The sequence below is a fragment of the Bradyrhizobium sp. AZCC 2262 genome (genome assembly GCF_036924535.1).
In the GTDB taxonomy this organism is placed as follows: Bacteria; Pseudomonadota; Alphaproteobacteria; order Rhizobiales; family Xanthobacteraceae; genus Bradyrhizobium.
In genome coordinates this window covers 7,594,234-7,609,244 of record NZ_JAZHRT010000001.1, presented here as the reverse complement: position 1 = coordinate 7,609,244, position 15,011 = coordinate 7,594,234, and the positions used below count along the sequence as shown (strand labels likewise).

Here is a 15,011-nt window from a genome sequence, read left to right as displayed (position 1 = left end):
GCCAAAAATGAATTGAAGTTTCGATCCGCATCTGTGCCAATCCATCTGCTGTCGCCTCCTGAAAGGCGAAGCGTGGAAGGGAAACGGCGGATTCAAATCCAAAGGCTGGCTTATTTGCGCCAAGCAATGGCACGCAGTTTACGCCGCGAGACTCGCATAGTTTATTTACCAAACACTGCAAATTGCGAGAAACCATGTCGCCTAACCGGCGCTCAAGAAATTTTACGCATGCTCTTCGAATGACAGGGGGAGACGTCTGCTCTCGCGATTGATTGTGATCTTCGTGCGTGGTCGTGCAGCAAACGCTTTTGCAGTATGGGAGTTCTCGCGGTTTAGTTGGGGGGTCAAATGAAAGTGACGGAGCACTACACTGTTCGCCACTTGCTTACCGCTATTTGCAGTCTTGTCTGCGTGGCATTGTTGGCGATCGGCGCGAATGCAGCGTTGGATCTGCGCGCCCCGGAAGCCGCAAAGATGGCGTTTACCCAGGAAACAGACAGCGCTATCCAGCTGGCGCTCATTATCGGCAACGGCAATTACCCGGACGCCGCCGAGCCATTAAGTCAACCCATCAACGACGCAAGCGGTCTGGCATATGCAATGCGCCGCCACGGATTCGATGTCGATATGGTTGAGGACGCCACCAAGGCAGATATGACTCGCGCGGTCGAGCGCTTAAAATCCAGGATCAAGCCCGGATCTGTCGTGATGTTGTTTTTCGGCGGCTATGGGGTGCAGTCTCGCCACGAAACCTACATGATGCCGACCGATGCGGTGATCTGGAAGGAAGGTGATGTGCGCCAAGAGGGGATGTCCGTCGAAACCGTGCTCCACGCAATTAAGGAGCGGGGCGCTCGCGCCACGCTGGCCGTCATCGACGCCTCTCGACGCAATCCCTATGAACGCCGTTTCCGCTCCTTTTCCCACGGACTTGCGCCAGTCAGCGCTCCCAACAACGCGCTCATCATCTCGTCTAATACACCTGGCAAGGTCGCCGATGACACGAAGGGCGAGCACAGCGTTCTCGTTACTGAGTTGCTTAATAATCTCAACGCGCATGTTAGCGCTGAAGGCGTCTTCAACAAGACCCGTGTCGCCGTCTTTCGCGCTTCCAATGGCGCGCAAATGCCGTCGGTGTCCTCCTCGCTTTTAGAGGACGTGCACTTAAATCCCGGCGATGATCCCGATCTGACGACGTCGTCCCTCGCGCCGATTGCCACCGAAAACGCTCCGATCGTAGTACAGAAGTAAAGCCACCACCCTGCAGATAGCGATTGATTGCCTCATCAGAGCATTGCTCCGGCTGAGCGAAAACCAGGTCGGGCAGATGCGCGGCGAGCGGACTCGCCAGGGGTAAAGGCCAGTTCGCCGGGCTAACGAAAGACAATGCGGAACGGTTACTGCGATTCTGGCGGTTCGCCCGACCGACTCGCCGCAGGATCGTCATTGATCCCGCGGCGACGCGATAACGTTATGCGACTTCCTGTTCAGCGACTTCCTGTTGCTGCTCCGGCTCGGCCGGCGTCGCAAGTTCCTTGGCAAGCTTGGTTGCGCCGACATAGTCGGTCTTGCCGGAGCCCAGCAGCGGCAAATTGTCGACCACGCGGATATCCGCCGGCACCGCCAGTTCGGACGCGCCCACGGTCTTGGCCTGGCGCTGCATCGGCGCGCGCTCGGCATCCTTCTGCGTGGTCAGGAGTACGATCCGCTCGCCCTTGCGTGCGTCGGGTATAGATACCGCGACCGACATCGCCTGCGGCCACAGCGCTGCGGCCATGGCTTCGACCGCCGACAGCGAGACCATCTCGCCGGCAATCTTGGCGAAGCGTTTGGCGCGGCCCTTGATGGCGATGAACCCGGCCGCATCAATGGTGACGATGTCGCCGGTGTCGTGCCAGCCGGCGGCGAGCGGCTCCAGCACGCCGGGGTTTTCCGCACGGAGATATCCGAGCATGACGTTGGGCCCGCGCACCGACAGACGCCCGCCTTCCTCGATTCCGGGAACGGGGTCGAGGCGGGCCTCCATCAGCGGCGACAGCCGGCCGACGGTGCCGGGACGATTCGCCATCGGCGTGTTCATCGCGAGCACGGGCGCGGTCTCGGTGACGCCGTAACCCTCGAGGATACGGATGCCGTAGCGCTCCATGTAGACCTGCCGTGTGCGGTCCTTCACCGCCTCCGCGCCAGCGATCACGAGGCGCAGGGTGCGGAAGTCGTAGGCATGGGCCGAGCGCGCGTAGCCGGAGAGGAAGGTGTCCGTGCCGAACAGGATGGTGGCGCCGGTCTGGTAGATCAGTTCCGGCACGATCCGGTAATGCAGCGGCGACGGATACATGAAGATTGGAATGCCGGCCAGCATCGGCATCATCATTCCTCCCGTCAGGCCAAAGGAGTGGAACACGGGAAGCACGTTGAACACCTTGTCGTTGGCATTGGCGTCGACGCGCGCCAGCGCCTGGGCCGCATTGGCCAGGATGTTGCGATGGGAGAGCACGACGCCCTTGGGCGTGCCTTCCGACCCTGATGTGAACAGGATCACCGCCGGATCGTCCGCCTTGCGCGCCACGCGCGGCGCGGTGCCGGCGAGCAGTCCGCGGACCTTGTCGAGCGAACCGATGCCGGCACGCACGTCCTCCAGGTACACGACGCTGGCCTGTCCGGCGATGGCTGATATCAGCTTGTCGAGCTTGCCCTTCTCGATAAACGCTTTCGAAGTCAGCACGGTCTTGACTTGCGCGGCCTGCATCGCCGCCAGCACGTTGACCGGGCCGGCGGAGAAATTCAGCATCGCCGGCACGCGGCCGATGGTCTGAAGCGCCATGAACACGACGGCGACGCCGGCCGAATTCGGCAGCAGCACGCCGACATTCTCGCCGGCAACGGTGCCCTTCTCGAGCTTGCGGCTCAAGACCTGGGCACCGAGGATCATCTTGCGATAGGTCAGCCTGGTGCCCAGCGCGTCCTCGATGATCGGCTTGCCGGTATCGCGGTCGCGGCGGGCATGTGCCAGCGCTTCGAACAAAGTTTGGTCCAGCATGGCGTTCTTGACCACGGCGTCGATCATGACGTCCTGCAGCGCGGCGCCGGCAGCGTTGCGGCGGGTCTTGCCCTTCAACGAAGGGTCGACCGACAATTTAACCTGCGGCAGGATCGTGATCGTCACCTTGGGGAACCACGAGCGCTTGATCTCGCCATTCTTCAGGTAGCTCAGACGCGAACGCTGCGCGCCCTCGATGCGGACGGGCACAACGACCGCATCGGCCTTGTCGGCGATCATCGCGGTGCCGTCATAGACCTTCATCAGCGAGCCCGACACCGTGATACGGCCTTCGGGGAAAATCACCACCGGCTCGCCCGACGCCACCAGCTTGATCAGGTCGCGCGCCGCCAGCGGCTTGCTCGGATCCATGGTGTAGTGCTTGATCAGCTTCAGGAACGGTTTTGCCCACCACGCCTTGGAAATCCCGGTGTCGACGGCAAAGCTGGCGTCGATCGGCAGTGTGGCATGCAGCAGCGGGCCATCGACCAGGCTGACATGGTTCGGCGCGATCAGCATGCGGGTGCCGGCCGGTGGTAGATTCTCCATGCCGCGGACCTCCACACGAAATAGCGCACGAAACAGCAGCGCACCGAAGTCGCGCACGCCTTCGCGGCCCCATTTGCCGAGCACGAACCAGACCGAGCCAAAGCTTGCGATCGCAAGGCCGAAGAAGATCCAGGCAACCGGAAGACCAACCGCCTGCAGTCCCGCGACGAGCAGCGAGCCGACGACCATGAAGGCCGCCTGCAGCACATTGCCGGCCGCGATCACGCGGGCCCGTTCCGATGGCGCGGACCATGCCTGGACAGCGGCGAAGGACGGCACCACGAACAAGCCGCCGCCCACGGCGAACAGGAAGAAATCGGCCAGCATCCGGACGCCGGCGAAGGAAGTGGTGAATGCAGCGGCCGTTACGTCGGTTCCTTGCACCGTGCTTCCGACGGCCCAGGCCAGATCGAGGCCGACGATGCCCATCACGATGGCGCCGATCGGCACCAGCGCGAGATTTGGGCGCACGTGGCTGAGCTGCGCGGCAAACAGCGAGCCTGCGGCAATACCGATCGCGAACACGGCGAGGCAGACTGTCACGACGCCTTCGGTGCCGCCGACGCCGCCCTTGACCAGTGCGGGCAGCAGCGACAGCACGATCGCGCCGACCATCCAGAACCAGGACACGATCACCATGCCGTCCCACAGGCGCGGTTCGGCGTAGAGCGTCTTCAAAAGGCGAACGGTGGAGGTCCAGGGATTGGCCGTGATCGGCAGATCAGGCGCGGACGGCTGGCTCACCGGGATACGAGCCGCGAACGCCCAGGACAGGATCGACAGCCCGACCACGGCCAGGCAAATCCATCCCATATGCGAGGCGCCTGCGACAAACAGTCCGCCGGCGATCGTGCCGATCAGGATCGCCATGAAGGTTGCGCCCTCGACAAGGGCGTTGCCGGTCGCGAGTTCGGAAACCGAAAGCTGGTCGGGAAGGATCGCGTATTTCACCGGGCCGAACAGCGCTGCCACCACGCCGAACAGCGCGAGCGCCACGAACAGCAACGGGATCGAATGCATGTAGAAGCCGGCGGCCGCAAAGCAGGCGGCAAATATTTCGGCGAACTTCAGGCGTCGCGCGACGGTCATTTTGACGAATTTGTCGGCCAGTTCGCCGCCGAGCGCCGAAAGCACGAAAAAGGGAAAGATGAAGACCGCGCCGGCCAGCGTCACCAGTGGAGCGCCCTCTTCGGCGGCCACGCCATAGAGCAGCATGATGACGAGCGCATTCTTCAGCACATTGTCGTTCAGTGCCGAACAGAATTGCGACCAGAACAGCGGGGCGAAGCGGCGAGAGGACAGCAATTCCTTGATCATGACTATTTCCTGTTACTTCGGCCGGGCAATCCCGGATGTGGTCTACTAATCGTGAGCTGCTAATGTGAGCGTCGTCGGTCGTGCGAAGGTTGTGGCCAATGCGCGAAGTGGTCACCGGGCACGGTTGCATTGAATGGTTGTACGGAAAGTTATCCGGACATTGTCGCCTGGGACCTGGCGGATGATTTGCCGCGGCATGGTGATCCCTTTCTTACGATTGGAGACACATTTGAACGAAAGCGGCGGCGCCTCAGGTCAAGTAGTGCAGGGAGGCAAACGGCGAGAGCGAGCGCTTCCACGGGCTGCAAGGATGATGGGCTTTCATCATCGCGCGCAGACGACGCGCCGCCTGCCGGCGGGCCAGAACGCCGCCGACGTCGCAGGCATTGGCAATGCGCTCGATCGGCGCGGTGGCGATGCGGACGATAACCTTGCCAAATCCCTTCACGAGTTCGATGGCATCGTCGACGAAAGTGGTGGTCAGTCGGGAAACAAGGGTTTGCATCGGGGTAGCCTCCGGGTTAAATGAACATTGTTCAAAATGTATAGGGCAAGCGTGAGCATTGCTCAAGAAGAATCTTTGCGGGAACGCAAAAAAAAATCGCGGCGCCATCTCATGATCGAGACCGCACGCGGCTTGATTGCCGCTAATGGATTGAGATCATTGAAGGTTCGGGATGTCGCGGAGGCCGCCGACTGCTCGATCGGAAGCGTCTATAACGAGTTCGGCGACTTCGACGGCCTGATCCTGACCGTGAATCGCGAGACGGTTCGGACCCTGACCGCCCGCCTGGTCGCGGTCCCTGCCGAAGACCCGGTCCGCCAGCTCAACGGACTGGCTGAGACCTACCTGACCTTCGCGGCCGATCACGCCAATCTTTTGCGCTCGCTGTTCGAACACCGGATGGAGAACGACCGGCCTTTCCCGGAAGACATCCTGCGGATGGTGATGCAGGCGTTTGCGCGGATGCATGAGCCGATGGTCCGGCTCCTGCCCGACCGAAATCCGGAAGAGGTGGCGTTGCTGGCGCGCATGATGTTCTCCGCCGTGCACGGCATCATTTCGCTCGGCCTGGAAGAGCGAATGGTCGCGGTGCCGCCGGAAAAGCTGCGCCAACAGCTGGCGCAATTCGTGGATACACACCTGGCGGGGTTGGGCATCCCGCTTGATAAAGCGCGAGACGGCGAGGGCTGACCCCGCGCCGCTTGCGTTCAATCACGCCGCGATTGTGGCCGGCGGCGGAATGAAGAACGGGATAGCAGTACGATGCGCGCGCAGGATTTGACGGCACTCAACAAGCTTGATTCCGTTCCTCCCGCGAGATTAGCTCCAGCCGGGCGTTCGGGAAAATCATATGGCGCGCATTGTTGTCCTTGGTGCGGGATTCGCAGGGCTCTGGGCCGCCCTCGGTGCTGCGCGCAAGCGCGACGAAATTGGTGCGCCGGCAGCGGATGTCGAAATCCTCGTCGTCGATCGCAACCCCTACCACAACATCAGGGTACGCAACTATGAGGTCGACATTAGCGATGCGGCCATACCGCTTGTCGAACTGCTTGACCCGGCCGGGGTCGATCACAGGGTTGCGGAGGTCCGGGAAATAGATCCCGTCAAGCAACATGTCAGCGTCACAACGAACGGCGGCAGCGAGGTCATTGGATACGATCGGCTGGTGCTGGCGCTTGGCAGCCAGTTGGTGCGCCCTGCAATACCCGGGCTGATGACCAACGGCTTTGACGTGGATACCTACGCGGCGGCCGTTCGGCTCGACACGCACTTCGCCGGATTGGGCGAGCAAGCGGCTTCGGAAGGCCTTGCCACGGTGGTCATCGTGGGCGCCGGCTTTACGGGCATCGAAGTCGCAACAGAGATGCCGGGCAAGCTCGAAAAGGCGGGCATCGCCGGCAACCGGCGCGTCATTCTCGTCGATCCAAACCCCATCGTGGGCGAGACGATCGGGGAACAAGCGCGCCCGATCGTCAGCGAAGCGTTGGCGGCGCTGGGTGTGGAAACGCGGCTCAACGTAACGGTCACTTCAGTCGATGCAAGCAGCGTCACGCTGAGCTCCGGTGAAATGATCCCGGCACGGACAGTCGTGTGGTGCGCGGGCATGAGGGCAAGCCCCGTGGCCCAGACGATAGCGGTCGAGCGGGATCGGCTTGGTCGCCTCCATGTGGATCATTTCATGCGCGTGGCCGGTGCGACAAACATCTTTGCCGCCGGCGATGTGGCTTCCTGCGTCGCGGACGGTGAACATTGCACCGTGATGTCCTGCCAGTTCGCAAGACCGATGGGCCGCTTTGCCGGGAATAACGTTGTGGCTGATTTGCTTGGACAGCCGATGCTTCCACTTCACATCGATTGGTATGTGACCGTGCTCGATCTCGGAACCTGGGGAGCGCTTCATACCGTCGGATGGGACCGCCAGCTGTACACATCCGGAGCCCCCGCGAAGGCGACCAAGCAAGTGATCAACCGGCAGCGGATCTATCCGCCGAGGAACGGTGTACGCGCGGACATTCTGGCTGCCGCCGCACCGACGGTGCAGAAGCCGCCACCAGTTGCACGTCGATAATTGATTGCATCGGACCGCTTTGCGCCACCGGACCGGCAGTATTGGGTGGCACACGTCACGTCAGCGTTGCCGTATGCAGGTTCGCGGCCGTGATCTTCATGCGCAGCCAGGATTCGAACGCGCCGACATAGCTACGGCTTTTTGCTTCGGCGGACCGCACAAGATAGTAGGAGACCGTCTCGACCGCGAACCTGGGATGATCGAACGGCGCGACGAGCGTGCCCTTTTCCAGTTCGTCGGCAGCGAGAAGCTCGCTCTCCAGGACGACTCCCAAGCCTTCGACAGCCGCGTCTATGGCCATGGTGGATCGATCGAACCAAAGTTCGTGGCGTGCCTTGATAGTCGAGCCAACGACCTTTCGAAGATAGTCAGTCCAGGTCAGCGCGTTGGAGGAATGGATCAAGGTGGCACGGCTAAGATCGCTTATCTCGCGAAGCTGAATCTGTTCGATCAATCGCGGACTGCATAAAGGGCGCAAGCGCTCCGCCAAAAGCGGTTCGATCTGTCTGCCATTGACGACGGGAGGGCGCCCATAGGCAATGGCGAGGTCGAAGCGTAGGGTCTCAAGATCGCGCAAGTCAGAGATTGTCGACAATCTGATCCCGATCTCCGGGTGTTGCTCGATAAAATTCCCTATCCGCGGCTGCAGCCACTTGGCTGCAAAACTGGGGCCGCTGGCGATAAACAAATGGTCCCGCTGAGACTGGGGAGCCACCAGTCTGGTCGCTCCCATGATCGTTCCGAAAGCACGCTCTATCTCGCCTGCGTAGATACGGCCGGCATTCGTGAGGGCAGCGCGGCCGGCGTGCCGGGAAAAGACCTGAACGCCAAGGAAATCCTCGAGGTTCTGAATATGGTGGCTGATTGCGGAAGGCGTGACCCCGAGCTCCTCGGCGGCGCGGCTAAAGCTGCCGTGTCGCGAGGCTGCTTCAAATGCCAACAACGCCTTCAGCGGCGGCATTCTGGGCCGATGCGTTGACTCAACTTCATCGGCTGCTGAGTTTTTTGAAATGGCGCTCATCATGGCCGCCCGGTACGAATGTCGCCGTGGACTGAGGCGATTGTCATACCACGAACGCCCCGAAGCAACAGGTTCCTGCTCGAATAAGCCCGCGAACGGATAACGGATTCGGCTGCGCCGCGCCTACATTCGCGGCGATCGACGCCGCTTGTCGGAGGAAGGCATATGACGTCAGCGTTGAAGACGGCCGCAGACGAATTCCTTGTCAGATATGGCGGGGACATCTTCCCGAACCTCTTTACCTCGGCGAAGGGGACCATCGTCACGGATAGCGATGGGCGCGAATACCTCGATTTCACGTCAGGCCAGATGTGCGCCACGATTGGCCACAATCACCCCGCGATCGTCGAGGCGGTGGAGCGTGCGGGGAAGAAAGCATTTCACCTGTTTAGCGGAATGATCCCTGAAGTCGTCGCCGAGCTTGCGCAAGTCCTGGCCAGGGATTGGCTGCCGGGCGGTCTCAAAAAGTCTATCTTCATCAATACCGGCTCCGAGGCGACGGAAGTCGCGCTCCGTATGGCCAAGATGTACACCGGCGGTTACGAAGTCCTCGTCCTTGGCGGCTCATGGCATGGCATCACCGGAGGGGCCGCCTCGGTCTCCATGGCGAGCGATCGAAAAGGCTATGGCGTGCCGCCGCCCGGCGTCTTCGTCATTCCCGAACCCAATGCCTACCGGCCGTACATCGACAAGGGTAGCGTCGAGCAATCGGCGCTCGCCAATCTCGATCTCGCGTTGAAGATGTTCGACATGCAGTCGAGCGGGCGTGGCGCCGCGATCATAGCCGAGCCCATCATCAGCGCTGGCGGTGTGCTGGTGCCTCCCAAGGCGTTCATGGACGCGCTTCGCAGGGCTGCCGACGACCGTGGAATGCTGCTGATTTTTGACGAAGCGCAAACCGCCTTTGGACGCATCGGCAAGAGGACCGGGTCGGAGTATTTCGGCGTTGTTCCTGACATCATGACAATGTCGAAGACACTCGGCGGAGGGCTGCCGATCGCTGCGGTGTCGACCACCGAGAAGATCGAGAACAAGCTCCACGACGATCATTTCACCTACTACACCAGCCACGTGTCCGATCCCCTGTTGGCAGAGGTCGGACTGGCGGTGCTCCGCGTGATTGCCGAAGAAAAACTCGTCGAACGGGCGAACGTCATGGGCGGCTATCTGCGTAACAAGTTCGAGGCGCTGCAGCAAAAGTACGAACAGATCGGCGATATCAGGGGGGCGGGACTTTTGCTCGGCGTCGAACTGGTCACCGATCGCAACAGCAGGCGCGCGGCTCATCAGCTCGGCGGACTGACCACCCGGAAGTGCTTCGAGTACGGGCTGAGCATGAACATCCGCCGCCGTCCTGAGCGCGGATCGGTATGGCGTATCGCGCCGCCGCTGACCGTCTCGACCGACGAAATCGACAGGGCCGTCGAAATCCTGGATCGGGCCTTGAAGGAAAGCCTCGACGAGCTGACGCGAAAATAAATCTGCCTGGAGCATGTCTGGAGGCTGAAATGATCCGCAACTGTTCGTCAATCCTCGCAATTGCCACCCTGTCGCTCGCGATGCTCGATATTCATCCGGGTCAAGCGGCGAGCCAAACCCTCGAAAAGATCAAAGAGGTCGGCAAGATCTCCTTCGGCTACCGGGAGGCGTCCATTCCATTCGCCTATCTGGGGGCTGACAACAAGCCGACGGGTCTCTCGCTCGAACTATGTGCAGCGGTCGCCGGCAGGATCAAATCCGAATTGAAACGGCCGGTGCTGGAGATCGAGTACATCCCGGTGAATGCATCCAACCGCATTCCGCTTCTCCAGAACGGCACCATCGACATCGAATGCGGCAGCACGACCAACACCGCCGAACGGCAAAAGCAGGTCTCCTTTTCCATCGCGACTTACGTGGCATCGCCGCGCTGGCTCGTTGCGGCGACTTCTCCGGTTACCGAGCTGAATGGACTCGACGGGCAGACGATCGTTGTTACGCAAGGCTCCTTGAATCTCGCGGGAGTCCACAAGATCATCGCTGACCAGAAGCTGAATGCGAAGATCGTTCAAGGCAAGGACCATGCCGAATCCCTCCTGATGTTGAGTACGAGCCGCGCCGCGGCGTGGTTCGAGGACGACATCCTGGTTGCCGGACTGGTCGCCAACTCGCCCGACCCCAAGGTCTTCCGGATGCTGCCCGCAACCTACGCGCCGACCTATTACGGGCTGATGACCCGGAGAGAGGATCCAGAGTTCAAAGCGCTGGTCGACTCCGTGATCAGGCAGAAGATGGCATCGGGCGAGTTCAACAAGCTTTACTCAAAGTGGTTCGAGTCGCCGATTCCGCCGAAGGGACAGAGCCTGATGCTGCCCATGAGCGATGCGATGAAGGCACGCGTCGCATCTCCTAGCGACGCGCTCACTCCGTAGATCCGTGCGGGCACAGGCAGGCCGCCAGTTCAGGAGCCGCGCAGCAATTCGCTGATCACGTTGAACTGGTTGTCGCGAAACTCGACCATATAGCCGTCCTTGATCGGACGGTAATCCGTCGGCGAGGTGTTGAGCTTGACGCCTGGCATCAGCATCGGCAGCGCGACGCCCTTGAGGTTGGCCGCCTGCGCCATGATGTTTTCGCGGCTGAGATCGTTCTTGCACTGGGTCAGCACCACGACCAGCGCCTGGGCGACCATGTAGCCATAGCCCGCCGCCATGTTGGCCGGATCGATATTGGGCAGCCGCGCCTTCATGAAGTCCCGGTAGGTAACCAGGTCCGCGTCGGTGGAATCTGTCGAATAGGGTTTTAGCGCGCCGACCGACATGATGCCGGTCGCCGCTTCGAGCCCTGCCGGCACCATCACCGTTTCCTTGTTGGCGCAGCCCGAGGATATGAAACGCATCGGACGCCAGCCGGTCTCGTGCGCCTTCCGGATCGCTTGCGCGCACGCACGCGGCGTCACGCTGTAGATCAGGAACACGTCGGCCTTGGTGTTGGCGAGCGTGAGGATCTGCGAATCCACCGTGGGATCGGCGACTTCGAAACTCGCAGCCATCGCGATCGCCTTGTCGGCATCCGCTCCAAGCGCCTCCTTGACGCCGCGCAGATAATCCTTTCCGGCATCGTCGTTCTGATAAAGGATCGCAAAGCGCGCATTGGGATTTTTGGCGCGGGCGAAGCGCACCTCGATGCCGGCTTCCTCGACGTAGTTGGGCGCCCAGGGCAGCGCCATCAGCCATGGCTGGTTGACCGGGTCGTTCCATTTCGAGGCGGAGCTGATCAGGAACAGATGCGGCACCTTCGCGCCGTTGAGATACTTTGCGGTCGCCGAACTCGGCGCGGTGCCCATGGTTCCGAACATGAAGGCGACGCCGTCGTTCTCGACCAATCGGCGCGTCGCCTCGACTGTCTTTGGCGGCGAAAAACCGTCGTCGAGCGAGACCATGTTGAGCTTGCGTCCGTTGACGCCGCCCTTCTCGTTGATCAGGTCGAAATAGGCCGCAAATGCCTTGCCGGTGACGCTGAGCGCCGACGCCGGGCCGCTATACGGCATGATGTTGCCGAACTTGATCTCGGCGTCGGTGATGCCGGGTTGCTGGGCGGAGGCGGTTGTTGCGGCAGTGAGGGAGAGCAGCGTCGAAAAATAGAAAGCCAGGGCGGATTTGCTCGCTCGGATCATGCTTCATCCTCCCCGGCGAATGGCCGATGATGTGTTATTGGTTTTAGGCAAGGCTAGGCACCCATAGGGAACCGGTCTTGCGTTGAGTTGCTGGACGCGGCATGCGTCGGGAAAACGCTGGCGCGGCAGGCCGCGTCTGCAAGATAATGCCAGCCGCTCAACGCAAGTTTACGCGAGCCAAATCGGGGCATCGTAATCCCCCGGGAGGAAACCATGCTTGAGCGCACAAGGGTGCAAAGCCCGTTCTATACGGCCGAACACGAGGCCTTCCGCGACGTGATGCGCCGTTTCGTGACGCGTGAGATCGAGCCCTATGCCCATGAATGGGACGAGGCCGGCGAGTTTCCGCGCGAGCTTTATCGGAAAGCTTCCGAGATCGGGCTGCTTGGGCTCGGTTTCCCGGAAGAATATGGTGGCGTCGCCGCCGACCAGTTCATGAAAATCGTAGTTTCGCAGGAGCTGGCGCGCGCCGGCGCGGGCGGGATCAGTGCGAGCCTGATGAGCCACACCATCGGTTCGCCGCCGTTCGCACGCGCTGCGAGGGCTGAGGTCAAGGACAGGGTGCTACCGCAGGTGCTGTCGGGCGAGAAAATCTCCGCGCTCGCGATCACCGAGCCGAGCGGCGGCTCCGACGTCGCCAATCTCCGCACCAAGGCGCGCCGCGACGGCGACCATTATGTCGTCAGCGGTGAAAAGACCTTCATCACCTCGGGCATGCGGGCCGATTATCTGACCGTCGCGGTGCGCACCGGCGGCGAGGGGCCGGGCGGCGTTAGCCTGCTCTTGATCGAAGGTGACACGCCGGGCCTGTCACGCACAAAGCTGAAGAAGATGGGCTGGTGGGCGTCCGATACCGCGACGCTGCATTTCGACGAGTGCCGCGTGCCGGCCGAAAACCTCATCGGCGAGGAGGGCCAGGGTTTCAAGATCATCATGCACAATTTCAACAGCGAGCGCATGGGCATGGCGGCGAGCTGCACCGCCTATGCCCGCGTCTGTGTCGAGGAGGCGATTGCCTATGCCAAGGAGCGCAAGACTTTTGGCAAACCGATCGCGCAACACCAGGTGATCCGTCACAAGCTGGTCGACATGGCCCAGAAGGTCGCGGCGTCGCAGGCGATGCTGGAAATGCTGGCGTGGCGGCTCGGGCAGGGCGAGAGCCCGGTTGCCGAAATCTGCATGATGAAGAACCAGGCGACCCAGACCATGGCATTCTGCGCCTCCGAGGCCGTGCAGATCTTTGGTGGCGCCGGTTTCATGCGCGGCGTCAAGGTCGAGCGCATCTACCGCGAGGTCAAGGTCAACGCCATCGGCGGCGGGACGGAAGAGATCATGAAGGATCTCGCTTCGAGGCAGATGGGGCTGTGAGTGTCACACACACCGTCATTCCGGGGCGCGCGTAGCGCGAACCCGGAATCTGGAGATGAGTCAGACAATGTCGGGATTCCGGGTTCAGCCCTTTGGGCTGCCCCGGAATGACGGAGAAAAACAAAAGATGCTCTTCACAGCCGACCACGACGCACCGCGCCGTATTCTGCAAAAATTCATCGCCGCCGAGATCAATCCGTTCGTCGACGAATGGGAGAAGAACGACATCTTCCCGGCGCATGCGCTATTCAAGAAGCTCGGCGATCTCGGCTTCCTCGGCCTCAACAAGCCGGTCGAGTTCGGCGGCCAGGGGCTCGATTACTCCTACGCGCTGATGATGGCCGAAGAGCTCGGCGCCATCACGTGCGGGGGCGTGCCGATGGCGATCGGCGTGCAGACCGATATGGCGACGCCAGCGCTGGCGCGCTTTGGTTCGGACGAAGTGCGCCGCGAGTTTCTTGGCCCCGCGATTGCCGGCGACGCGGTGGCCTGCATCGGCGTCTCCGAGCCCGGCGCCGGCTCCGACGTCGCCTCGATCAACGCGCGGCCGAAGCACTGGTCGCGGGCGAGGACGTGACCCGGCTTGCCACCATGGCCAAGCTCAAGGCGGGCCGTCTGGGCCGCGAGCTTACCGATGCCTGCCTGCAGTTCTGGGGCGGCATGGGTTTTATGAACGAGACGCCGGTCAGCCGGGCCTACCGAGACAGCCGCCTGACCTCGATCGGCGGCGGTGCCGACGAGGTGATGCTGACGGTGCTATGCAAGATGATGGGCACACTGCCGAAAAACCAATAAGAGAAATCAGAGATATTGATGAGGAACGCCTGATGATCACGCTCTATCACTGCGACGGTGCACGCTCGTTCCGTCCGCTCTGGATGCTGGAAGAGATGGGGTTGCCCTATGAGCTGAAAATGCTGCCGTTCCCGCCGCGGGTGTTCGCCAAGGAATATCTCGCGATCAATCCGCTCGGCACCATTCCGTTCATGATCGACGGCGAGACCAAGATGACGGAGTCTTCCGGCATCTGTTATTATCTCGGCACCAAATATGGGCCGACACCGCTGGTGGTCGGGCAGGACGATCCGGCCTATGGCGCCTTCCTGAACTGGATGTATTTCAGCGACGCCACGCTGACCTTTCCGCAAACGCTGGTGTTGAGATACAGCCAGCTCGAACCGGAGGAGCGCCGCAACCCGCAGGTGGCCGGCGACTACGCCAAATGGTTCCTCGGCCGGCTGCGCGCCGTCGAGGCAGCCACCGCGAATGCCGAAACCTTGTGCGCCGGCCGGTTCACCGCAGCCGACATCGTGAACGGTTATGCGTTGCGGCTTGCGGGCAATATCGGGCTCGCCAAGGATTTTGGCCCCAATGTCGCCGCCTATTGGGCCCGGTTGCAGGAACGTGACGGCTACAAGCGCGCCGTTGCGGCGGAACGCAAGGCCGGTGTCGAGCAGAATGTGGCGCCAAGGATAAGGGCTTGAAGGGAAA

11 protein-coding genes and 1 pseudogene are annotated in these 15,011 nt (G+C 61.6%); 8 read left to right on the top strand and 4 right to left on the bottom strand.

The features are described 5' to 3' along the window. The first annotated feature begins 348 nt into the window (after positions 1-348). A complete protein-coding gene (locus V1283_RS35730; RefSeq protein WP_334391290.1) occupies positions 349-1,251 on the top strand; it encodes a caspase family protein in 903 nt (300 codons plus the stop codon). A gap of 220 nt (positions 1,252-1,471) precedes the next feature. Here the strand turns inward: V1283_RS35730 and V1283_RS35725 are convergent, their stop codons facing one another. Then, positions 1,472-4,903: an acyl-[ACP]--phospholipid O-acyltransferase gene (locus tag V1283_RS35725; RefSeq protein ID WP_334391289.1), complete on the bottom strand. Its 3,432-nt coding sequence runs from the start codon at positions 4,901-4,903 to the stop codon at positions 1,472-1,474. 250 nt (positions 4,904-5,153) lie between these two features. Further along, entirely contained in the window at positions 5,154-5,408 is a 255-nt protein-coding gene (locus V1283_RS35720; protein ID WP_334391288.1) for a hypothetical protein, read from the bottom strand. Positions 5,409-5,519: 111 nt separating this feature from the next. Between V1283_RS35720 and V1283_RS35715 the strand changes: the two genes are divergently transcribed. Together V1283_RS35715 and V1283_RS35710 are read left to right on the top strand one after the other, a co-directional pair. Continuing rightward, the gene (locus V1283_RS35715; protein ID WP_334391287.1) at positions 5,520-6,098 is read left to right on the top strand and encodes a TetR/AcrR family transcriptional regulator; all 579 of its coding nucleotides are present in this window, start codon (positions 5,520-5,522) and stop codon (positions 6,096-6,098) included. A 160-nt stretch (positions 6,099-6,258) separates the two neighbouring features. Continuing rightward, complete coding sequence (locus V1283_RS35710) at positions 6,259-7,476, top strand: NAD(P)/FAD-dependent oxidoreductase (protein WP_334391286.1); 1,218 nt, start codon at positions 6,259-6,261, stop codon at positions 7,474-7,476. A gap of 55 nt (positions 7,477-7,531) precedes the next feature. Here V1283_RS35710 and gcvA read toward each other — a convergent pair whose 3' ends face one another. Beyond that, positions 7,532-8,497: a transcriptional regulator GcvA gene (gene gcvA, locus V1283_RS35705; protein ID WP_334391285.1), complete on the bottom strand. Its 966-nt coding sequence runs from the start codon at positions 8,495-8,497 to the stop codon at positions 7,532-7,534. Positions 8,498-8,662: 165 nt separating this feature from the next. Here gcvA and V1283_RS35700 point away from each other — a divergent pair, with 165 nt between their 5' ends. Next, positions 8,663-9,976: an aspartate aminotransferase family protein gene (locus V1283_RS35700; RefSeq protein WP_334391284.1), complete on the top strand. Its 1,314-nt coding sequence runs from the start codon at positions 8,663-8,665 to the stop codon at positions 9,974-9,976. Further along, positions 9,868-10,908: an amino acid ABC transporter substrate-binding protein gene (locus V1283_RS35695; protein ID WP_334391283.1), complete on the top strand. Its 1,041-nt coding sequence runs from the start codon at positions 9,868-9,870 to the stop codon at positions 10,906-10,908. Before V1283_RS35700 ends, V1283_RS35695 begins: the two co-directional genes overlap by 109 nt. Before the next feature lie 29 nt (positions 10,909-10,937). Here the strand turns inward: V1283_RS35695 and V1283_RS35690 are convergent, their stop codons facing one another. After that, complete coding sequence (locus V1283_RS35690) at positions 10,938-12,152, bottom strand: ABC transporter substrate-binding protein (RefSeq protein ID WP_334391282.1); 1,215 nt, start codon at positions 12,150-12,152, stop codon at positions 10,938-10,940. Positions 12,153-12,365: 213 nt separating this feature from the next. Between V1283_RS35690 and V1283_RS35685 the strand changes: the two genes are divergently transcribed. From V1283_RS35685 to V1283_RS35675, 3 genes and pseudogenes are all read left to right on the top strand, one after another. Beyond that, positions 12,366-13,520 (top strand): acyl-CoA dehydrogenase family protein, encoded by a 1,155-nt coding sequence (locus tag V1283_RS35685; protein ID WP_334391281.1) that lies wholly within the window; start codon positions 12,366-12,368, stop codon positions 13,518-13,520. A 127-nt stretch (positions 13,521-13,647) separates the two neighbouring features. Beyond that, positions 13,648-14,315, top strand: a pseudogene (locus V1283_RS35680) (acyl-CoA dehydrogenase family protein). Between the two features lie 32 nt (positions 14,316-14,347). Next, positions 14,348-15,004 carry a glutathione S-transferase family protein gene (locus V1283_RS35675; RefSeq protein ID WP_334391280.1) on the top strand — a complete coding sequence of 219 codons (657 nt, stop codon included), beginning with the start codon at positions 14,348-14,350 and terminating at the stop codon, positions 15,002-15,004. Positions 15,005-15,011 lie beyond the last annotated feature (7 nt).